General features: G+C 60.0%; 18 protein-coding genes and 1 pseudogene. 11 read left to right on the forward strand and 8 right to left on the reverse strand.

Features of this window, described 5'->3' with window-relative positions; genetic code table 11:
* Nucleotides 1-49 precede the first annotated feature (49 nt).
* Both AC1DWG_RS25035 and AC1DWG_RS25040 read left to right on the forward strand, forming a co-directional pair.
* Nucleotides 50-1,198 (forward strand): pyridoxal phosphate-dependent aminotransferase, encoded by a 1,149-nt coding sequence (locus AC1DWG_RS25035; RefSeq protein ID WP_477788471.1) that lies wholly within the window; start codon nucleotides 50-52, stop codon nucleotides 1,196-1,198.
* The gene (locus tag AC1DWG_RS25040; protein ID WP_477754691.1) at nucleotides 1,186-1,977 is read left to right on the forward strand and encodes an amidohydrolase; all 792 of its coding nucleotides are present in this window, start codon (nucleotides 1,186-1,188) and stop codon (nucleotides 1,975-1,977) included. Before AC1DWG_RS25035 ends, AC1DWG_RS25040 begins: the two co-directional genes overlap by 13 nt.
* Before the next feature lie 177 nt (nucleotides 1,978-2,154).
* On the opposite strand, the gene leuA is transcribed toward AC1DWG_RS25040, so the two are convergent.
* From leuA to xseA, 3 genes are all read right to left on the reverse strand, one after another.
* Nucleotides 2,155-3,834 carry a 2-isopropylmalate synthase gene (gene leuA, locus AC1DWG_RS25045; RefSeq protein ID WP_477753528.1) on the reverse strand — a complete coding sequence of 560 codons (1,680 nt, stop codon included), beginning with the start codon at nucleotides 3,832-3,834 and terminating at the stop codon, nucleotides 2,155-2,157.
* A 331-nt stretch (nucleotides 3,835-4,165) separates the two neighbouring features.
* Nucleotides 4,166-4,987, reverse strand: coding sequence for a peptidoglycan DD-metalloendopeptidase family protein (locus tag AC1DWG_RS25050; protein ID WP_477763300.1), 822 nt, complete (start codon nucleotides 4,985-4,987; stop codon nucleotides 4,166-4,168).
* 3 nt (nucleotides 4,988-4,990) lie between these two features.
* A complete protein-coding gene (xseA, locus tag AC1DWG_RS25055) occupies nucleotides 4,991-6,370 on the reverse strand; it encodes an exodeoxyribonuclease VII large subunit (protein ID WP_477788472.1) in 1,380 nt (459 codons plus the stop codon).
* 83 nt (nucleotides 6,371-6,453) lie between these two features.
* Here xseA and AC1DWG_RS25060 point away from each other — a divergent pair, with 83 nt between their 5' ends.
* Nucleotides 6,454-7,218: a sulfite exporter TauE/SafE family protein gene (locus AC1DWG_RS25060; protein WP_477763301.1), complete on the forward strand. Its 765-nt coding sequence runs from the start codon at nucleotides 6,454-6,456 to the stop codon at nucleotides 7,216-7,218.
* Between the two features lie 56 nt (nucleotides 7,219-7,274).
* Here AC1DWG_RS25060 and AC1DWG_RS25065 read toward each other — a convergent pair whose 3' ends face one another.
* The 4 genes and pseudogenes from AC1DWG_RS25065 to AC1DWG_RS25080 form a co-directional block, all read right to left on the reverse strand.
* Complete coding sequence (locus AC1DWG_RS25065; protein WP_477753524.1) at nucleotides 7,275-7,670, reverse strand: DNA polymerase III subunit chi; 396 nt, start codon at nucleotides 7,668-7,670, stop codon at nucleotides 7,275-7,277.
* Between the two features lie 8 nt (nucleotides 7,671-7,678).
* Entirely contained in the window at nucleotides 7,679-8,107 is a 429-nt protein-coding gene (locus AC1DWG_RS25070; RefSeq protein WP_477753523.1) for a DNA polymerase III subunit chi, read from the reverse strand.
* Nucleotides 8,108-8,167: 60 nt separating this feature from the next.
* Nucleotides 8,168-9,658 (reverse strand): leucyl aminopeptidase, encoded by a 1,491-nt coding sequence (locus AC1DWG_RS25075; RefSeq protein WP_477763337.1) that lies wholly within the window; start codon nucleotides 9,656-9,658, stop codon nucleotides 8,168-8,170.
* Nucleotides 9,659-9,807: 149 nt separating this feature from the next.
* Nucleotides 9,808-9,888: pseudogene (locus tag AC1DWG_RS25080) on the reverse strand (outer membrane lipoprotein carrier protein LolA); the annotation flags it as partial.
* Between the two features lie 165 nt (nucleotides 9,889-10,053).
* On the opposite strand from AC1DWG_RS25080, the gene lptF reads away from it, so the two are divergent.
* The 8 genes from lptF to pdxJ all read left to right on the forward strand — a co-directional run bounded on the left by lptF (nucleotide 10,054) and on the right by pdxJ (nucleotide 18,436).
* The gene (gene lptF, locus AC1DWG_RS25085) at nucleotides 10,054-11,172 is read left to right on the forward strand and encodes an LPS export ABC transporter permease LptF (RefSeq protein ID WP_477763302.1); all 1,119 of its coding nucleotides are present in this window, start codon (nucleotides 10,054-10,056) and stop codon (nucleotides 11,170-11,172) included.
* Nucleotides 11,165-12,226: an LPS export ABC transporter permease LptG gene (gene lptG / locus AC1DWG_RS25090; RefSeq protein ID WP_477763303.1), complete on the forward strand. Its 1,062-nt coding sequence runs from the start codon at nucleotides 11,165-11,167 to the stop codon at nucleotides 12,224-12,226. The genes lptF and lptG overlap by 8 nt, the downstream gene beginning before the upstream one ends.
* 171 nt (nucleotides 12,227-12,397) lie before the next feature.
* Nucleotides 12,398-14,197: a translation elongation factor 4 gene (lepA, locus tag AC1DWG_RS25095; RefSeq protein WP_477759833.1), complete on the forward strand. Its 1,800-nt coding sequence runs from the start codon at nucleotides 12,398-12,400 to the stop codon at nucleotides 14,195-14,197.
* A 5-nt stretch (nucleotides 14,198-14,202) separates the two neighbouring features.
* Nucleotides 14,203-15,057, forward strand: a complete 855-nt coding sequence (gene lepB / locus AC1DWG_RS25100) for a signal peptidase I (protein WP_477763304.1) — start codon at nucleotides 14,203-14,205, stop codon at nucleotides 15,055-15,057.
* Nucleotides 15,058-15,241: 184 nt separating this feature from the next.
* The gene (rnc, locus tag AC1DWG_RS25105; protein WP_008053221.1) at nucleotides 15,242-15,931 is read left to right on the forward strand and encodes a ribonuclease III; all 690 of its coding nucleotides are present in this window, start codon (nucleotides 15,242-15,244) and stop codon (nucleotides 15,929-15,931) included.
* Entirely contained in the window at nucleotides 15,924-16,826 is a 903-nt protein-coding gene (gene era, locus AC1DWG_RS25110; protein ID WP_007973959.1) for a GTPase Era, read from the forward strand. Before rnc ends, era begins: the two co-directional genes overlap by 8 nt.
* 121 nt (nucleotides 16,827-16,947) lie before the next feature.
* Nucleotides 16,948-17,637, forward strand: a complete 690-nt coding sequence (recO, locus tag AC1DWG_RS25115; protein ID WP_477763305.1) for a DNA repair protein RecO — start codon at nucleotides 16,948-16,950, stop codon at nucleotides 17,635-17,637.
* A gap of 52 nt (nucleotides 17,638-17,689) precedes the next feature.
* Nucleotides 17,690-18,436: a pyridoxine 5'-phosphate synthase gene (gene pdxJ, locus AC1DWG_RS25120; RefSeq protein WP_477753516.1), complete on the forward strand. Its 747-nt coding sequence runs from the start codon at nucleotides 17,690-17,692 to the stop codon at nucleotides 18,434-18,436.
* A gap of 83 nt (nucleotides 18,437-18,519) precedes the next feature.
* On the opposite strand, the gene mltF is transcribed toward pdxJ, so the two are convergent.
* Nucleotides 18,520-19,980, reverse strand: a complete 1,461-nt coding sequence (gene mltF / locus AC1DWG_RS25125) for a membrane-bound lytic murein transglycosylase MltF (protein ID WP_477753515.1) — start codon at nucleotides 19,978-19,980, stop codon at nucleotides 18,520-18,522.
* Between the last annotated feature and the right edge of the window lie 167 nt (nucleotides 19,981-20,147).

Below are 20,147 nucleotides of genomic sequence, written 5' to 3' on the forward strand. Positions count from 1 at the left end.
GGACTCCCCCGCGCCGCCGTAGAGCCGGGTGTAGAGCAGGGAACCACCGATGATCACCAGCAAGCTGCCGAATGTCGGCATCACTATCTTCACTCAGATGTCTCAGCTCGCGGCACAGACCGGCGCGCTCAATCTGTCCCAGGGTTTTCCCGATTTCGCGGCCCCGCAGGCCCTGTGCGATGCGGTCGGCCGGCATATCGCCAGCGGCCATAACCAATATTCGCCAATGACCGGGCTGCCGGTGTTGCGTCAGCAGATCGCGGCGAAGATCGCCCGCAGTTATGGCGCGCAGGTGGATGTGGATACTGAAGTGACGGTCACCCCCGGCGCGACCGAGGCGATTTTCTGTGCCATTCAGGCGGTTATCCACAGCGGTGACGAAGTCATTGTGTTTGACCCGGCCTACGACAGCTACGAGCCTTCGGTAGAGCTGGCCGGCGGTCGTTGCGTGCATGTGCAACTGGGCCTGAACGACTTCAGTATCGACTTCGAGAAGCTTGCCCAGGCACTGAGCCCGCGCACGCGGATGATCATTCTCAACACCCCGCACAACCCTAGTGGTGCGTTGATCAGCCGTGCCGAACTCGACCAGTTGGCAGCCTTGATCCGCGATCGCGACATTTATGTGATCAGCGACGAAGTCTACGAGCACCTGGTGTATGACGGTGTTCCCCATGTCAGCGTGCTGGCCCATGAAGAGCTGTATCAGCGTGCGTTCGTAGTCAGCTCGTTCGGCAAGACCTATCACGTCACAGGCTGGAAAACCGGCTACGTTGTCGCGCCACCGGCCCTCACGGCGGAGTTGCGCAAGGTGCACCAGTACGTGAATTTTTGTGGTGTGACGCCGCTGCAATATGCCTTGGCCGACTTCATGGCCGAATACCCGGAACACGTCGAAGAGCTGCCGGGTTTCTATCAGGCCAAGCGCGATTTGTTCTGTGATCTGCTGGCGCCGTCGCGTTTCAGTTTCACCCGGGTGACCGGCACCTATTTCCAGTTGGTCGATTACTCGCAGATCCGCCCGGACCTCAATGACGTCGAGATGGCCCTGTGGATGACGCGCGAGCATGGCGTGGCCAGTATCCCGATCTCGGTGTTCTACCAGGCGCCACCGGTCGGCCAGCGCCTGGTGCGGCTGTGCTTTGCCAAGCGTGAGGAGACCCTGCGGGAGGCAGCGGAAAAACTATGCGTGATCTGAGTGCATTGCCCAATCTGAACGTGGCGCTGATCCAGACGTCCCTGGCCTGGCACGACCGTCAGGCCAATCTGGAGCATTTCGAGCCATTGCTGGAGCAGGCTCGTGGCGCTGACCTGATCATCCTGCCGGAGATGTTCACCACCGGTTTTTCCATGGAGTCCGAAACCCTCGCTGAAGCGGAAAATGGTCCGACCAGCAAATGGCTGCGGGCTCAGGCGGCGAAACTTGATGCGGTGATTACCGGCAGCGTGATCGTTCAGGCAGCCGATGGCAGCCATCGCAATCGCCTTCTGTGGGCGCGACCGGACGGTGAGGTGCTGCATTACGACAAGCGTCATCTGTTCCGCATGGCCGGCGAGCACAACCACTACACCCCCGGCGAGCGCCAGGTGCAGTTCGAGCTCAAGGGCTGGCGCGTGCGACCGCTGATTTGCTACGACTTGCGTTTCCCGGTGTGGAGTCGTGACGCCCAGGACACTGATCTGCTGCTGTACACCGCCAACTGGCCAGGAGCACGGCGCCAGCACTGGAACCGCTTGCTGCCGGCGCGGGCGATCGAGAACCTGTGCTATGTGGCAGCAGTGAACCGCATTGGCACGGATGGCAAAGGCTTCGCGTACACCGGTGACAGCCAGGTGCTGGATTTTCAGGGGGAGACGTTGCTCAGTGCGGGAGAGGCTGATGGGGTGTTCAAGGTGACTTTGGATGCGGTGGAGCTGGCGGCGTATCGCACGCGGTTTCCGGCGAATCTGGATGCCGATACCTTCGAGTTCACCTGATATTTCGGTGAGTCCAAAAAGATCGCAGCCTTCGGCAGCTCCTACAGGGGATCGCATTCCAATGTAGGAGCTGCCGAAGGCTCGGGCCGCGTTCGGACGATCTTTTGATCTTAAAATCGCACAAACAAAAAAGGCCCCGAGGTTCACACCCCGGGGCCTTTTGCATTTCAGCGATGGTTACGCCGCTTTCGCTTCCGGCTGGCTCAGCGAACGGTTCAGCGCACTGAACAGGGCCTTGAAGCTGGCGGTGGTGATGTTTTCGTCGATGCCGACGCCATGCACCGCACGTTCACCGTTCACACGCAGTTCAATGTAGGCCGCGGCCTTGGCATTGGTGCCCGCGCCGATGGCGTGCTCGTTGTAGTCCATGATTTCCACCGGTACCGGCAAGCCGGCCACCAGCGCTTCCAGGGCGCCGTTGCCCTTGCCACGCCAGTGCAGGTTGGTCTCGCCCTGGCCTTGGCTGGCCACTTCCACTTCAACGGCGCTGTGACCATTTTCTTCCTGCAGGCGATGGCTGACCAGCGCGTACGGGGTGTTGGCCTGCAAGTACTCGCTGTGCAGCAATGCGTGGATTTGCTGGGCGGTCATTTCCAGACCCAGGCGGTCGGTTTCACGCTGCACGACCTGGCTGAACTCGATCTGCATGCGACGCGGCAGGCTGATGCCGTATTCCTGTTCCAGGAGGTAGGCGATACCACCCTTGCCCGACTGGCTGTTGACGCGGATGACCGCCTCGTAGCTGCGGCCGATGTCGGCCGGGTCGATTGGCAGGTATGGCACTTCCCACAGTGCATCCGGTTTCTGCTGGGCGAAGCCCTTGCGGATCGCGTCCTGGTGCGAGCCGGAGAACGCGGTATGCACCAGGTCGCCGACGTACGGGTGACGCGGGTGCACCTGGATCTGGTTGCACTCTTCGACGACTTTACGCACGCCGTCGATGTCGGAGAAGTCCAGCTCAGGGTTCACACCCTGGGTGTAGAGGTTCAGGGCCACGGTCACGAGGTCGACGTTACCGGTACGCTCGCCGTTGCCGAACAGGCAGCCTTCGACACGGTCGGCGCCAGCCATCAGGCCCAGTTCGGTGGCGGCAACGCCAGTACCACGGTCGTTGTGGGTGTGCAGGCTGATGATCACGCTGTCACGACGGTTGATGTGACGGCCGAACCATTCGATCTGGTCGGCATAGATGTTCGGCGTCGCGCATTCCACCGTGGCCGGCAGGTTGAGGATCATCTTGTGCTCGGGCGTCGGGTTCCAGACTTCGATCACCGCGTCGCAGACTTCCTTGGCGAACTCCATTTCGGTGGCGCTGAAGGTTTCTGGCGAGTATTCGAAGGTCCACTCGGTGTCCGGCTGCATGGCCGCGTATTTGACGAACAGCTTGGCGGCGTTCACGGCGATGGCCTTGACCCCGTCCTTGTCCTGGTTGAAGACAATGCGGCGGAAGGAAGGGGAGGTCGCGTTGTACAGGTGAACGATAGCTTTCTTCGCGCCGCGCAGGGATTCGAAGGTGCGTTCGATCAGGTCTTCACGACCCTGGGTCAGCACCTGGATGGTGGTGTCGTCCGGGATGTGTTTGCCTTCGATCAGGGTGCGAACGAAGTCGAAGTCGGTTTGCGAGGCGGCCGGGAACGACGCTTCGATTTCCTTCACGCCGACCTGCACCAGGGTTTTCCAGAAGCGCAGCTTTTTGACGGCGTCCATCGGCTCGATCAGCGACTGGTTGCCGTCACGCAGGTCGGAGCTGCACCAGATCGGCGCGGCGGTGATGGTTTTCGACGGCCAGGTGCGGTCCGGAATGTCGATGGTCGGGAACGCGCGGTATTTCGAAGACGGGTCTTTGAGCATGCTCATCAGGAAATCCTTATTGTGTGGGCCGAAAAAAGGCGGCCTGCCGGTGGATCAAAAGTTCTTGGAGTAACGCTTGGGACGAGGCACCACGATTCAGCCCGGCAGTCGTGCACTGACGAGGCACAGGCTGCGGTGCTGGCGGAGCTGAATGAGGGTGTGAGAGGTTTTCATGCCTTCAACCCTAACCGCGGGGGTGAAGGTTGGCAAGCAGTCGAAAAAAATTGAGAGGAATACTCGAAAAGTCTTTTTTTGCGAGATTTTATCTTCTGTTTCTATGGGATTGTTTATGGGTATTGCGCAGACAGTTCGTCATGCGCAATCCACATCGTGACATCTATGGCTGGAATGCGCCGATGAAAATAGCCGGGTCCACCCGAGTCTCATTGAGGCTGATATTCCAATGCAAGTGCGGCCCAGTCGCGCGGCCGGTCGAACCGACTTTCCCCACCACTTCCCCTCGGGCCAGTTGCTGGCCAACTTTTACGTCAATCTTCGACATGTGGCAGAACATGCTGATAAAACCCTGGCCGTGGTCAACGAATACGGTGTTGCCGTTGAAGAAGTAGTCGCCTGTCAGGATCACTTTGCCGCCGGCGGGGGTCTTGATCGGGGTACCGGTTGGCACGGCGAAATCCAGTCCTGCATGGGGATTGCGTTCTTCGCCGTTGAAGAACCGGCGTACGCCGAACTTGCTCGATAGTGGTCCGTTAACGGGTTTGTCCAACAACAGGTTGCTGGGGGTATTGGGACTGAAACTTCGGTAGGCACCCAGTTGCAAAGGGATTTCTTGATCAATGCGTTTCTGATCGTCCGGGTTCGGATTGACCTGGCGCTTGTTCTTCAACGTAATGTGCTGTTCGGGGTACTTCTTGCTACCGACGTTGAACGCCAGGTTGCGATCGCCGCTGCTGATCTGCTGACTGCCGGGTTTGACGGTCAGGGGGACGCCGACAATCGCAAGCCAGTCGTTCTGCTCCTTGACCACCAGCACGGCTTTGCCCTGGTAACTGACTTTTGGTGCTTGTGCTGACGGGCCTAGATTGACCACCGCAACTCCACCGGGCACTGGTTTGTTCAGCAGGCGGGTGATGTAACTGTCGGCGTGGGCATTGAACGTCAGGCATAGCAGAAACAGGACGCTGAGAAAACGCGGCATAGATTAATCCAATAAAGAAAGGGTGACGGGCGTCAGGTGATTGTCTTCGACCCGCACTTGCAGTTCGCCTTCGCCCAACTTGGCCTTGAGACGCTGGCCGTTATGGGTTTGCGCAGCGTTGCGGATCGCGTTGCCGCGCTCGTCCAGCAAAATGCTGTAACCACGGCCGAGGGTCGCCAACGGGCTGACCACATGCAGTGTCTGCATCTGGCTGTGCAATTGCAGGCGACGGTTCTTCAGCCCTTCGCGGATGGCGCGCGGCAAGCGCTCGGCCAGGCTGTCGAGGCGCTGGCGAAGCATTGCCAGTTGCCGGCCGGGATGTTGTGCGGCCAGACGGGTTTCCAGGCGGATCAAGCGTTCGCGACGGGTGTTGAGGCTGCGCTCGAACGCGCGGCGCATGCGCATGTCCAGGTCATCCAGGCGTTGTGCTTGCTGGCGCAGGCGCTCGCCGGGATGACGCAGGCGCCGGGAAATGCCTTCCAGGCGTAGTCGATCGCGCATCAAGCGGTCACGCATGCGCATCACCAACCGTCGGTGCAGGCTTTCGACCCGACGCACCAGATCGCTGGAGTCCGGTGCCAGCAATTCGGCGGCAGCGGAAGGGGTGGGCGCGCGAACGTCGGCCACGAAGTCGCTGATCGACACGTCGGTTTCATGGCCGACCGCGCTGACAATCGGCGTCACGCAAGCGTCTACGGCGCGGGCCACGGCTTCTTCGTTGAAGCACCAGAGATCTTCCAGCGAACCGCCGCCCCGGGCCAGGATCAGTGCGTCAAAACCCCGGGCATCTGCCAGTTTCAGGGCACGGACAATCTGCGCGGTGGCTTCGCGGCCCTGTACGGCGGTGGGGATCAGGGTCAACTGCACCTGCGGTGCGCGACGGCGGAACACGCTGATGATGTCGCGGATCACCGCCCCGGTGGGCGAACTGATGATGCCGATGCGTTGCGGGTGCGCCGGCAGCGGGACCTTGCGCTCGGCACTGAACAGGCCTTCGGCGCTGAGTTTTTCCTTGAGTGCGTCGAAGGCCAGGCGCAAGGCGCCATCACCGGCCGGCTCCACAGTATCGAGGATCAGTTGATAATCACCGCGCCCTTCGAACAGCGAGACTTTGCCGCGCACCTTGACCGCGAGCCCGTCCTTCAGTGCCTGGCGAATCCGTGCCGCGTTCTGCCGGAACAGTGCGCAACGGACCTGGGCGCCGCTGTCCTTGAGGGTGAAGTACACATGGCCCGAAGCCGGACGGGCGAGGTTGGAGATTTCACCTTCGACCCAGATGTTGCTGAACACGTCTTCGAGCAACACCCGCGCGCGGCCATTGAGCTGGCTGACGGTCAGGACCTCACGGTCCAGGCCGAGTCTTGAAAAGGGATCTTTAATCATGGGGCGCAGTTTAAAGGCATTTTCCAACTGAATGCACGATCCCTTGTAGGAGCCTTCGGCAGCTCCTACAGGGATTGAGTGAAATGCTGGTTGAATTGTTAAACCAATGGCCCTTCAGCGCCATGGACTGGCTGATCATCGGTGCGGGCATCGCCCTGGCCTACATCGTGTTCGGCATCGCCGGTTTTGGCACCGCGCTGGTGGCGGGGCCGATCCTGATTCTGTTCATGCCGCTGTCGAAGATCGTGCCCTTGCTGGTGCTGCTCGATTTCGTCGCGGCATTCGGCAATCTGTTGCCTTCGCGGCGTGATGTCGCCAGGCCGGAGCTGTTGCGGTTACTGCCCTGCATGGCGGTGGGGTGCACGCTGGGGGTGATTTTCCTGCTGAACCTCAAGTCCGATCTGTTGCTGTTGTTGATGGGGGTGTTTATCAGCGCCTATGCGATTTACAGCCTGTGGATCAAAACCCGCCCGACGCAATTGTCTGCCGTATGGGCGCTGCCGATGGGGACGGTGGGCGGAATGTTTGGCGCGTTGTTTGGCAGCGGCGGCTTTCTCTATGCGATCTATTTGAACAGCCGTTTGCCCAAGGAGGCGGCCCGGGCCACCCAGAGTGCGCTGATCAGTTGCAGTACGGTGGTGCGTTTGAGCCTGTTTGCCATCGCCGGTGTGTATGCCGATCTGCCCTTGCTGGCGCTGGCGGTTTGTCTGTTGCCGGCCATGGTGCTGGGGCTGTGGTTCGGTCGAAGGCTGACCATGCGCTTGTCCCGCGAGGCGTTCATACGCCTGGTGACGTGGCTGGTACTTGCCAGCGGGATCGCGTTGATCGGGCGCTATCTCAGTACCTGAAGATTCAACCTGTGGCGGGGAGCTTTTTGTGGGAGCGAGCTCCCCCCGCAAGCTGTTCAGTCGTTGTACTGGCTCAACAACCGCTCAAGCCGTGCACTGAGTCGGCGTTTGATTTCGGTTTCGATATGCGGAGCGAAGTCGTCGATCACGTCTTGCATGATCAGCTCCGCGGCAGCGCGCAATTCGCTGTCCAGGTGCAGCAAGTCGTCCGGCTTCTTGCTGGCGACTGGCGTCGCTGCTGGTTCTACGGCGGGAGCAGCAGGTGTTGGTTCGACAGGTGGCGAAGGCTCGCTCACGGCGTCGAACAACATCGGAATCTGTTCCTGGTCGCCGTCCTCGACCGTGTCGGTCAGCAGGGGCGGTTGCAGGTTGTCATCGCCGAGCAATTGGCGGATCGACTCAAGGTCGTCCAGCAGGTGCGCGGACTGTTGCAGCGGTTTTGGAGTGTCCATTGGAAGGCTCAGAGTCGCTGTAAACGGTGATCTTGCAGAGGATAGCCCTGTTCGCGGTAGAAACGGAAACTCTCCCGCGCGGCCGCTCTGATCGTTGGATCCTCCACCACCACTTCCGCCACTCTGGCGAACCTGTTGGCGAAGGCCGGGACTTTCAGGTCGAGATTGACCAGCAAATCCTGATGCTGACCGCAGTCATCGCCCACCCCCAAAACAATCAAGCCGTCAGGTTCGCTGTCGGCAGGGCCATGGGGCACGAAGCTTTCGCCCTTGAACGTCCACAGCCGCGCATCGAGATCGTCACGCTGGGCCGCATCGCTGCAATGCAGGTAGATGCGGTGGCCCATGCGCCAGGCTTTCTCGGTGAGCTTGCAGGCAAAGTCCAGGCGTGCCGAAGGATCGGCGCTGGGCAGGATATAGAAGTCGACTTTGGTCATTGCGGTTCCAGAGCGGCAAACGGCGTCACCGGAAAGTGACGCCGCCGCCCATCATCGGTTTCAGGCTTTGGCGCGGTCCAGCAGGTACTGGGTTAGCAGGGGAACCGGGCGGCCAGTGGCGCCCTTGTCCTTGCCGCCGCTGGTCCAGGCGGTGCCGGCGATGTCCAGGTGCGCCCAGTTCAGGTTCTTGGTGAAGCGCGACAGGAAGCAGGCCGCGGTGATGGTGCCGGCTTTCGGGCCGCCAATGTTGGCGATGTCGGCGAACGGGCTGTCCAGCTGTTCCTGGTACTCATCGAACAGCGGCAGTTGCCAGGCGCGGTCGTCGGCAGCCTTACCGGCGCTCAGCAGTTGGTCGATCAGTTCGTCGTTGTTGCCCAGCAGGCCCGATGTGTGGGAACCCAGCGCGACCACGCAGGCGCCGGTCAGGGTCGCGATGTCGATGACCGCTTGCGGCTTGAAGCGCTCGGAGTAGGTCAGTGCATCGCACAGCACCAGACGGCCTTCGGCGTCGGTGTTGAGGATTTCCACGGTCTGGCCGCTCATGGTGGTGACGATGTCGCCCGGGCGCGAAGCGTTGCCGCTCGGCATGTTTTCGGCGCAGGCCAGGATGCACACCAGGTTGATCGGCAGCTTCAGCTCAAGCACGGCACGCAGGGTACCGAACACGCTGGCGGCGCCGCCCATGTCGTACTTCATTTCATCCATGCCGGCGCCCGGCTTGAGGCTGATGCCACCAGTGTCGAAGGTGATGCCTTTGCCGACCAGCGCATACGGCTTCTCGGATTTCTTGCCGCCGTTGTACTGCATGACGATCAGGCGCGGCGGCTGGGCGCTGCCCTGGCCGACGGCGTAGAACGAGCCCATGCCCAGGGCCTTGATCTTCTTCTCGTCGAGGACTTCGACTTTCAGGTCCTTGAATTCTTTGCCCAGGTCTTTCGCCTGCTCTCCGAGGAAGGTCGGGTGGCAGATGTTCGGCGGCAGGTTGCCCAGGTTGCGGGTGAAAGCCATGCCGTTGGCGATGGCAGTGGCGTGGGCCACGGCGCGCTGCACTTCAGCTTGAGCCGCCTTGATGGTCAGCAGGGTGATTTTCTTCAGGGCGCGGGGTTCGGCTTTCTGGCTCTTGAACTGGTCGAACTGGTATTCGCCATCGATCAGGGTTTCGGCCAGCAGGCGGGTCTTGCCGTAGCTGTCGCGGCCTTTGACGACCACTTCATCCAGGGCCAGCACAGCGTCGTTGCCGCCCAAACCTTTGAGGGTATTGAGGATGCCGGCGATGATTTTGCGGAACGGGCGGTCACCCAGTTCGTCGTCTTTGCCAACGCCGACCAGCAGCACGCGCTCGGCCTTGAGGTTCGGCAGGCTGTGCAGCAACAGGCTCTGGCCAACCTTGCCGGCCAGGTCGCCGCGCTTGAGCACTGCGCTGATCGCGCCGCCGCTCAGTTCGTCGAGTTGTCTGGCAACCGCGCCCAGCTTGCGGCCTTCGCCGACGGAGACCACGAGAGTGGCGGTCTTCAACGTTTCGGGGTTGACGCTTTTTACAACCAGTTCCATGTCCGGGTCCCTGAATTGATGGTTATCACGCATGCGCCCGACACTTTATGTGCGTCGATTGCTTATAAACAGAAAGGCGCCAGGATCGACCGGCGACAAAGGCCGCAGTTTGAACCTCGCTACCGGCGGCTGACAACCCTCGGTTGTACGATTGTAGGAGCGAGCCTGCTAGCGAAGAACCTGAGGCCGTCTCGGGGTTTGAGGCTTATCGCGTAATCGTTGACGACCATCGCGAGCAAGCTCGCTCCTACACCTACCCCCAATGCATTGCGCAGTGACAGGTGCACCCAATCACAGGATAATGCGCCATCTTTTTTCGGCGGCTCTGCCTTGCGGGCTGTCCGATACGTTTGCTTGTTTGGCCGCCTTAGCCTGACAATCCTGGAGTGTCTGGTTTGATCGTCTTCCGTTATCTATCCCGCGAAGTCCTGTTGACCTTGAGCGCCGTCAGCGCCGTGCTGCTGGTCATCATCATGAGCGGTCGCTTCATCAAATACCTCGCCCAGGCGGCCTCGGGGCTGCTGGATCCGGGGTCGCTGTTCCTGATCATGGGCTTTCGTCTGCCGGGCTTCCTCCAGCTGATCCTGCCGCTGGGGCTGTTTCTCGGGATCCTGTTGTCCTACGGGCGCCTGTACCTCGAAAGTGAAATGACCGTGCTCTCGGCCACCGGCATGAGCCAGCAGCGGCTGGTTTGGATGACAATGTTTCCGGCCACCCTGGTTGCACTGATCGTGGCGTGGCTGAGCCTGAGCCTGGCGCCGCAGGGGGCCAATCAGTTTCAGTTGCTACTGAACAAGCAGGATGCCTTGACCGAATTCGATACCCTGGAGCCAGGGCGTTTCCAGGCCCTGCGAGACGGTACCCGGGTCACCTACACAGAGCGCATGACCGATGACCGCGTCAATCTGGGGGGCGTGTTCATCTCGCAAAAAAACATCAGTTCCAATAACAAGGATCGCGGTATTTCTGTCCTGGTAGCAGAAAAGGGGCGTCAGGAAATTCGCCCGGACGGCAACCGCTACCTGATCCTTGATAACGGCTATCGCTATGACGGTAATCCAGGGCAGGCCGACTACCGGGCGATCAAGTACGACGAGTACGGTGTGTTGCTGCCAAAACCGGACGTCAGCGACGAAGTCACCGACCGTGATGCGATGCCGACCAGTAAGTTGATCGGCAGTGAAGATATTCGCCTGCGCGCCGAGTTGCAATGGCGCATGTCACTGCCATTGCTGGTGTTCATCGTGACCTTGATGGCGGTGCCGCTGTCGCGGGTCAATCCGCGTCAGGGCCGATTCCTCAAATTACTGCCGGCGATTCTTCTTTATATGCTTTACCTGACCATTCTGATTGCCGCCCGCGGTGCCCTCGACAAGGGCAAGATCCCCGCGGTGCTGGGCTTGTGGTGGGTGCACGGGATTTTCCTGGCCATTGGCCTGGGCCTGCTTTATTGGGAACCCCTGCGTTTGAAGAGGGCGAGTCGCCGCAGCGCGCTGGAGGTGGCCCGTGGTTAAGCTGGATCGCTACATTGGTAGCAGTGTGTTGATTGCGATTCTGGCGGTGCTCGGGATCATTCTTGGTCTGGCGACACTGTTTGCCTTCATCGACGAGATGAGTGAAGTCAACGATACCTACACCCTGGTCGATGTTCTGAGTTATGTGACGCTGACCGCGCCGCGCCGGATGTACGAAATGATGCCGATGGCCGCGCTGATCGGTTGCCTGATCGGTCTGGGCAGCCTGGCCAGCAACAGTGAACTGACCATCATGCGTGCCGCTGGTGTGTCGATTGGCCGGATCGTCTGGGCGGTCATGAAGCCGATGCTGGTATTGATGCTCGCCGGTGTGCTGGTCGGCGAGTACATCGCGCCGCCTGCCGAAACCACCGCGCAAGCCAATCGCTCGTTGGCCCAGGGCAGCGGTGATGCACAAAGCGCCAAGCACGGCTTGTGGCACCGCCAGGGCGATGAATTCATTCACGTCAACTCGGTACAACCCAATGGCATCCTGTATGGCGTGACCCGTTATCGCTTCGACAACGAACGGCACATGCTGTCGGCGAGCTTCGCCAAGCGTGCCGAGTTCGACACCGATCACTGGCAGTTGACGGACGTCACGACCACGCTGTTCCACGAGCGCAGCACCGAAGTGGTTTCGACCCCGATCGAGCGTTGGGAAGTCGCATTGAGTCCGCAGTTGCTGAACACCGTGGTCATGGTGCCGGAGTCGCTGTCGATCAGCGGCTTGTGGGGTTACATCCACTATCTGGCAGACCAGGGGCTGAACAATGGCCGCTACTGGCTGGCATTTTGGGTCAAGGTGTTGCAGCCGTTGGTCACTGCCGCGTTGGTGTTGATGGCCATTTCCTTCATTTTCGGTCCATTGCGTTCGGTAACTCTCGGCCAGCGTGTATTCACCGGTGTGCTGGTGGGCTTCACCTTCCGCATCGTCCAGGATTTGCTGGGGCCTTCCAGCCTGGTATTCGGCTTCCCGCCGTTGCTTTCGGTGCTGCTGCCGGCGGGTATTTGTGCCTTGGCGGGGCTCTGGTTGTTGCGTCGAGCAGGCTGATGGCGGGCATTTTCCGACCGCTTTGACGATTTAGAACGCCCCGGTCGCAAGACCGGGGCGTTTTTGTAGGCACCGTCTGACCTGCAAACGTGACGCTTGCGCCGTGGATCAGGTACAATTCCCGGCTATTTTTCGGCGGGCCATGCCTGCAGCCTTTTTGAGTGTTGATCCGTGAGTGATTTGAGTCATATCCGCAATTTCTCCATCATCGCCCACATTGACCATGGCAAGTCGACGCTGGCCGATCGCTTCATCCAGATGTGTGGCGGCCTCGCCGAGCGCGAAATGGAAGCCCAGGTCCTGGACTCCATGGACCTTGAGCGTGAACGCGGGATCACCATCAAGGCGCACAGCGTCACCCTGTATTACAAGGCTCGCGACGGTATCAACTACCAGCTGAACTTCATTGATACCCCCGGCCACGTTGACTTCACCTATGAGGTGAGCCGTTCGCTGGCCGCCTGTGAAGGCGCGCTGCTGGTGGTCGATGCCGGTCAAGGCGTTGAAGCTCAGTCGGTTGCCAACTGCTACACGGCGATCGAGCAGGGCCTGGAAGTGATGCCGGTGCTGAACAAGATCGACCTGCCACAGGCCGATCCGGACCGTGTTAAAGAAGAAATCGAAAAAATCATCGGCATCGACGCTACCGATGCAGTCGAGTGCTCTGCCAAGACCGGTCTGGGCGTCGACGAAGTACTCGAACGCCTGGTCGCCACCATTCCTGCGCCAACCGGTAACTACGAAGATCCGCTGCAAGCGTTGATCATCGACTCCTGGTTCGACAACTACCTGGGCGTTGTTTCCCTGGTACGCGTGCGCCACGGTCGTGTGAAGAAGGGCGACAAGATCCTGGTCAAATCCACCGGCAAGATCCACCTGGTGGACAGCGTCGGTGTATTCAACCCGAAACACACCCCTACCGTTGACCTGAAGGCCGGTGAAGTGGGCTTCATCATCGCCAGTATCAAGGACATTCACGGTGCACCGGTCGGTGACACCCTGACCTTGAGCTCGACGCCGGACGTTGATGTACTACCAGGCTTCAAACGCATTCAGCCGCAGGTTTACGCCGGTCTGTTCCCGGTCAGCTCCGACGACTTCGAAGATTTCCGTGAGGCCCTGCAAAAGCTCACGCTCAACGACTCGTCCCTGCAGTACACCCCGGAAAGCTCCGACGCCCTGGGCTTCGGCTTCCGTTGCGGGTTCCTCGGCATGCTGCACATGGAAATCATCCAGGAGCGCCTGGAGCGCGAGTACAACCTGGACCTGATCACCACGGCGCCGACGGTAATCTTCGAGCTGCTGCTCAAGACCGGCGAGACGATCTACGTCGATAACCCGTCGAAGCTGCCGGATCTGTCTTCCATCGAAGACATGCGCGAGCCGATCGTGCGCGCCAATATCCTTGTGCCGCAAGAGCACCTGGGCAACGTCATTACCCTGTGCATCGAAAAACGCGGTGTGCAGGTCGACATGCTGTTCCTCGGCTCCCAGGTACAAGTGACCTACGACCTGCCGATGAACGAAGTGGTGCTGGACTTCTTCGATCGCCTGAAATCCACCAGTCGCGGCTATGCTTCGCTGGACTACCATTTCGATCGTTACCAATCGGCTAGTCTGGTGAAACTGGACGTGCTGATCAACGGTGACAAGGTCGACGCCCTGGCGCTGATCGTGCACCGCGACAATTCGCACTACAAAGGTCGCCAGTTGACCGAGAAAATGAAGGAACTGATTCCGCGGCAGATGTTCGACGTGGCAATCCAGGCCGCCATTGGCGGGCAGATTGTGGCGCGGACAACCGTCAAGGCGCTCAGAAAGAACGTATTGGCCAAATGCTACGGTGGTGACGTCAGCCGTAAGAAGAAGCTGCTGGAAAAGCAAAAGGCCGGTAAAAAACGCATGAAGCAAGTCGGCAACGTGGAAATTCCACAGGAAGCCTTCCTTGCAGTGCTCAGGTTGGATAGTTAGGTCCTATGTCACTAAATTTCCCGCTGTTGCTGGTCATCGCCGTATTCGTCTGCGGTCTTTTGGCGTTGCTCGATCTGTTGTTCCTGGCGCCACGGCGCCGGTCTGCCATCAATGCCTATCAGGGCAGTGTGAGCCAGCTTGATGGCGCAGTGGTCGAGAAACTGAGCAAGGAACCGCTGCTGGTTGAATACGGCAAGTCGTTCTTCCCGGTGTTGTTCATCGTGCTGGTGCTGCGTTCGTTCCTGGTGGAACCGTTCCAGATTCCTTCCGGTTCGATGAAGCCAACCCTGGATGTCGGCGACTTCATCCTGGTGAGCAAGTTTTCCTACGGGATCCGCTTGCCGGTGATCGACAAGAAAGTCATCGAAGTCGGTGATCCACAGCGCGGCGATGTGATGGTGTTCCGCTACCCGAGCGACCCGAACGTCAACTACATCAAGCGTGTAGTTGGTTTGCCGGGCGACACGGTTCGCTACACCGCCGACAAGCGCCTGTTCGTCAACGGTCAATCGATTGCCGAGCAACTGGTCGGCGCCGAGCCGGGCACGCTGGGCAGCGCTGAGCTCTACAAGGAAAAACTCGGTGCGGCCGAGCACATGATCCGCAAGGAAATGAGCCGCTACCGCGCCATGCCGGACCATTCGTGGACCGTGCCGGCCGGGCACTACTTCATGATGGGCGATAACCGCGACAACTCGAACGACAGTCGCTACTGGGATGATCCAAGCATTCCCAAGGATCTGCTGGGCATGGTTCCCGACAAGAATATCGTCGGCAAGGCCTTCGCGGTCTGGATGAGCTGGCCGGAACCCAAACTCAGCCACCTGCCGAATTTCTCGCGGGTTGGCCTGATCAAGTAATCAGACACGGCGCTGTTGAACACAGCGCCGAATGCATTTCTGGAACCGGCACAATGGGCGCCAGACGCATGAAAACAATGATATTCAGGATGTTATTTTTGAACACAGCGTTAATTGTCCCAAGCCTGCGCCGCCTCACGGCGATGGCGGTGGAATCCAGCCACGAACTCAGCGTGGGTAAATCGTGAGCGTCTCCTTAAGCCGTCTAGAGCGTCAGCTCGGCTACACCTTCAAGGATCAGGAGCTGATGGTCCTGGCCCTGACTCACCGCAGCTTTGCCGGGCGTAACAACGAACGCCTGGAATTCCTCGGTGACGCCATCCTCAACTTCGTCGCTGGCGAGGCGCTGTTCGAGCGCTTCCCGCTGGCCCGCGAAGGCCAGTTGTCGCGTTTGCGCGCGCGCCTGGTCAAAGGTGAGACCCTGGCCGTTCTGGCCCGTGGTTTCGATTTGGGCGAATACCTGCGCCTGGGTTCGGGCGAGCTGAAAAGCGGCGGTTTCCGTCGCGAGTCGATTCTGGCCGATGCACTGGAAGCGCTGATCGGTGCGATCTACCTCGATGCCGGTATGGAAATGGCCCGTGAGCGTGTGCTCGCCTGGCTGGCCGGCGAGTTCGAAGGTTTGACGCTGGTCGACACCAACAAAGATCCAAAGACCCGCCTGCAAGAGTTCCTGCAGTCCCGGGGTTGTGAGCTGCCGCGTTACGAAGTGGTGGATATCCAGGGTGAGCCGCATTGCCGGACGTTCTTCGTCGAATGCGAAATCATCTTACTGAATGAAAAAAGCCGAGGTCAGGGTGTGAGTCGTCGTATTGCCGAACAGGTAGCGGCCGCCGCAGCACTGATTGCCCTGGGTGTGGAGAATGGCAATGACTGATACAAATGCAACTCGCTGTGGCTATGTTGCCATCGTCGGCCGTCCGAACGTGGGCAAGTCCACGCTGCTGAACCACATCCTGGGTCAGAAGCTGGCGATCACCTCGCGCAAACCGCAAACCACTCGTCACAACATGCTCGGCATCAAGACCGAGGGCGACGTGCAGGCGATCTACGTCGACACCCCTGGCATGCACAAGGGCGGCGAAAAGGCTCTGAACCGCTACATGAACAAGACCGCTTCGGCGGCGTTGAAAGACGTCGACGTGGTGATCTTCGTGGTCGACCGCACCAAATGGACCGAAGAGGACCAGATGGTTCTCGAGCGCGTCCAGTACGTGACCGGCCCGCTGATCGTAGCGCTGAACAAGACCGATCGCATCGAAGACAAAGCCGAGCTGATGCCGCACCTGAGCTGGTTGCAGGAACAGTTGCCGAATGCGCAGATCATCCCGATTTCCGCGCAGCACGGGCACAACCTCGATGCACTGGAACGCGTGATTGCCGAGCACCTGCCGGAAAACGATCACTTCTTCCCGGAAGACCAGATCACCGACCGCAGCAGCCGCTTCCTCGCCGCCGAGCTGGTGCGCGAGAAAATCATGCGCCAGATGGGCGCCGAGCTGCCGTACCAGATCACCGTCGAAATCGAAGAGTTCAAGCAGCAGGGCAAGACCCTGCATATCCATGCCTTGATCCTCGTCGAGCGTGACGGCCAGAAGAAAATCATCATTGGCGACAAGGGCGAGCGCATCAAGCGTATCGGCACCGAAGCGCGCAAGGACATGGAGCTGCTGTTCGACTCCAAGATCATGCTCAACCTGTGGGTCAAGGTTAAGGGCGGCTGGTCCGATGACGAGCGTGCGTTGCGTTCGTTGGGTTATGGCGACTTGTAACAAGGATTCAACGATCAAAAGATCGCAGCCTTCGGCAGCTCCTACGGGTGTACACAATACCCATGTAGGAGCTGCCGAAGGCTGCGATCTTTTTGTGTTTCCTGACCGGTAAATCTTCGCCATGTCGACTGCTCCGCCCATCGCCCAACCCGCCTACGTCCTGCACTCCCGCGCCTACCGTGAAAACAGTGCTCTGGTGGATTTCCTGACGCCGCAAGGCCGGCTGCGGGCGGTGTTGCGCAGTGCGCGGGGCAAGGCCGGGACGTTGGCGCGGCCATTCGTGCCGCTGGAAGTGGAGTTCCGGGGCAAGGGTGAGCTGAAGAATGTCGGGCGCATGGAAAGTGCCGGCGTTTCCACCTGGCTCAATGGCGAGGCGCTGTTCAGCGGTCTTTACCTCAATGAACTGCTGATTCGTCTGCTGCCCGCCGAAGATCCGCACCCCGCCGTGTTCGATCATTACGCCGCCACTTTGCTCGCCTTGGCCGAGGGCCGCGCGCTGGAGCCGTTGCTGCGTTCCTTCGAGTGGCGCCTGCTCGATGACCTCGGATACGGATTCTCACTGACCACGGATATCCACAGTGATGCCATCGCTCCCGACGGCCTCTATCGTTTGCAAGTGGATGCGGGGCTTGAACGTGTCTACCTGCTGCAACCCGGTCTGTTCAATGGCACTGAACTGCTGGCCATGGCCGAAGCCGACTGGAGCGCACCGGGTGCTCTATCGGCAGCCAAGCGTCTGATGCGCCAAGCTCTGGCTGTTCATCTGGGCGGTCGACCGCTGGTTTCCCGAGAGTTGTTTCGAAAGCCGTAAATTCCCCGTGTATGCTGTGCACCGAACTTTCTCTTCTTCTGGAGCGCTTTCCGTGACCACCAGCACCCGCATTCTTCTTGGCGTGAACATCGACCACGTTGCCACCCTGCGTCAGGCCCGGGGCACCCGTTACCCGGACCCGGTCAAGGCAGCACTGGACGCGGAAGAGGCGGGCGCTGACGGCATCACCGTGCACCTGCGCGAGGACCGCCGGCACATTCAGGAGCGCGACGTTCTGCTGCTCAAGGACGTGCTGCAAACCCGCATGAACTTCGAAATGGGTGTCACCGAAGAAATGATGCAGTTCGCCGAGCGCATCCGCCCGGCGCACATTTGCCTGGTGCCGGAAACCCGTCAGGAGCTGACCACCGAAGGTGGCCTGGACGTGGCGGGGCAGGAAGCGCGGATCAAGGCAGCGGTCGAGCGCCTGTCGAAGCTCGGCTCCGAGGTGTCGCTGTTCATCGATGCCGATGAGCGCCAGATCGAAGCCTCCCGCCGTGTCGGCGCGCCTGCCATCGAACTGCACACCGGGCGTTATGCCGATGCCGAGACGCCGACCGAAGTCGCCGAAGAACTCAAGCGTGTGGCCGATGGCGTGGCCTTCGGCCTGGCCCAGGGCCTGATCGTCAATGCCGGCCATGGCCTGCACTATCACAACGTTGAAGCCGTGGCGGCGATCAAGGGCATCAACGAGCTGAACATCGGCCATGCGCTGGTGGCCCATGCGCTGTTCGTTGGCTTCAAGTCGGCTGTTTCGGAGATGAAGGCGCTGATTCTGGCGGCGGCTGCCAAGGCATAAGATCAAAAGATCGCAGCCTATGGCAGCTCCTACATGGGAATGCGTTTCCCTGTAGGAGCTGCCGCAGGCTGCGATCTTTTGCTTTATAGCGGAGCAGGCTCTTGCGCCGGCTTGGTCTTGTCGATCCCCGGAACAAGCAGTTTGCCCTCGGCGACCTGGTCGCCTTCAAGCTGAGGCTGCGTGACCCAGGTCAGGATGTCGTAGTAGCGACGGATGTTCGCCACGAAATGCACCGGTTCGCCGCCACGGGCGTAGCCGTAACGGGTTTTGCTGTACCACTTCTTTTCCGACAGGCGCGGCAGGATCTTCTTCACATCCAGCCATTTGTCCGGGTTCAGCCCTTCCTTGGCCGCCAGTTTGCGTGCGTCATCCAGGTGGCCGCTGCCGATGTTGTAGGCCGCCAGAGCAAACCAGGTACGGTCCGGTTCCTGAATCGAACCGTCGAGCTGGTCTTTCATGTAGGCCAGGTACTTTGCGCCGCCCATGATGCTCTGCCTGGGGTCCAGGCGGTTGGACACGCCCATGGCCTGCGCGGTGTTCTGGGTCAGCATCATCAGGCCGCGCACGCCGGTCTTGGACGTGACGGCCGGTTGCCACAACGACTCCTGGTATCCGATGGCCGCCAGCAGGCGCCAGTCGACTTTCTCTTTCTTGGCGTACGACTTGAAGTGCTGTTCGTACTTGGGCAGGCGTTGCTGCAAGTGTTGGGCAAACGTGGTGGCGCCCATGTAGCCGAGGACGTCGACATGCCCGTAGTAACGATCCTTGAGGCGTTGCAGGGTGCCGTTTTTCTTGACCTCGTCGAGGTACTCGTTGATTTCGTTGAGCAGGCTGTTGTCGTCGCCCGGCGCGACGGCCCAGCTCTGGTTGCTGGCGTCACCAAGGTCGAAGGCGACACGGATGTTGGTGAAGTACACCTGGTTCATCGCTACTTCGTTGGAGTCGACCAGGGTCAGGTCGATCTGTCCTTCGTCCACCATGCGCAGGAGATCGACGACCTCGACTGCGTCAGACTCTTCGTATTCGATGCCGGGAAATTTCTGTTTCAGCTGCGCCAGTTGTTCGGCGTGGGTGCTGCCCTTGAGCACCATGATCTTCTTGCCCACCAGATCCTTTGCGTCGGTCGGCCGTGACTGGCCGTTGCGGTAGATGATCTGCGGGGTGACTTCCAGATAGGAGTGCGAGAAACGCACCTGCTTCTTGCGTTCTTCGCTGCTGACCAGGCCGGCAGCCGCCAGTACCGGGCCATTGGGCTTGCCGACCTGGTTGAACAGGTCATCGAGGTTGTCGGCCGTCTCGATCTTGAGCTCGACCCCCAGATCGTCGGCGAAGCGCTTCACCAGCTCGTATTCGAAGCCGGTTTCACCGTTGCGATCCTGAAAGTAGGTGGCGGGGCTGTTTCGGGTAACCACCCGCAGCACACCATCCTCCTTTACGCGCTCGAGCGTGTTGGGTTTATCAACACAGCCACCGAGCATCAGGAAGAGTCCGGTTGCGATCAGCCATTTGGCGTACCGCGGACGCAAAGCCGTTGGGAAAAACATCTGCGCAGTATACGCAAAGGACCACGGGCGCCATATCTCGACAGTGAGGGGGTTGTCTGCTAGAGATCACAAAAACGGCTGAAACCCCCCAGAAATGGGCCTTGCCTGCATTTTTTCGCAGTAAAAATAAGCTGTTGTCACACACCCGGTTAACCTGACTTTAGAGG

The organism is Pseudomonas sp. P4_B3, assembly GCF_056402295.1.

What these genes read in the sequence shown, in the direction of transcription:
- AC1DWG_RS25035 (WP_477788471.1), top strand. Translation starts at nt 50, where the DNA reads ATGATCACCAGCAAGCTGCCGAATGTCGGCATCACTATCTTCACTCAG.
- AC1DWG_RS25040 (WP_477754691.1), top strand. Translation starts at nt 1,186, where the DNA reads ATGCGTGATCTGAGTGCATTGCCCAATCTGAACGTGGCGCTGATCCAG.
- leuA (WP_477753528.1), bottom strand. Translation starts at nt 3,834, where the DNA reads ATGAGCATGCTCAAAGACCCGTCTTCGAAATACCGCGCGTTCCCGACC.
- AC1DWG_RS25050 (WP_477763300.1), bottom strand. Translation starts at nt 4,987, where the DNA reads ATGCCGCGTTTTCTCAGCGTCCTGTTTCTGCTATGCCTGACGTTCAAT.
- xseA (WP_477788472.1), bottom strand. Translation starts at nt 6,370, where the DNA reads ATGATTAAAGATCCCTTTTCAAGACTCGGCCTGGACCGTGAGGTCCTG.
- AC1DWG_RS25060 (WP_477763301.1), top strand. Translation starts at nt 6,454, where the DNA reads ATGCTGGTTGAATTGTTAAACCAATGGCCCTTCAGCGCCATGGACTGG.
- AC1DWG_RS25065 (WP_477753524.1), bottom strand. Translation starts at nt 7,670, where the DNA reads ATGGACACTCCAAAACCGCTGCAACAGTCCGCGCACCTGCTGGACGAC.
- AC1DWG_RS25070 (WP_477753523.1), bottom strand. Translation starts at nt 8,107, where the DNA reads ATGACCAAAGTCGACTTCTATATCCTGCCCAGCGCCGATCCTTCGGCA.
- AC1DWG_RS25075 (WP_477763337.1), bottom strand. Translation starts at nt 9,658, where the DNA reads ATGGAACTGGTTGTAAAAAGCGTCAACCCCGAAACGTTGAAGACCGCC.
- lepB (WP_477763304.1), top strand. Translation starts at nt 14,203, where the DNA reads ATGTCACTAAATTTCCCGCTGTTGCTGGTCATCGCCGTATTCGTCTGC.
- era (WP_007973959.1), top strand. Translation starts at nt 15,924, where the DNA reads ATGACTGATACAAATGCAACTCGCTGTGGCTATGTTGCCATCGTCGGC.
- recO (WP_477763305.1), top strand. Translation starts at nt 16,948, where the DNA reads ATGTCGACTGCTCCGCCCATCGCCCAACCCGCCTACGTCCTGCACTCC.
- mltF (WP_477753515.1), bottom strand. Translation starts at nt 19,980, where the DNA reads ATGTTTTTCCCAACGGCTTTGCGTCCGCGGTACGCCAAATGGCTGATC.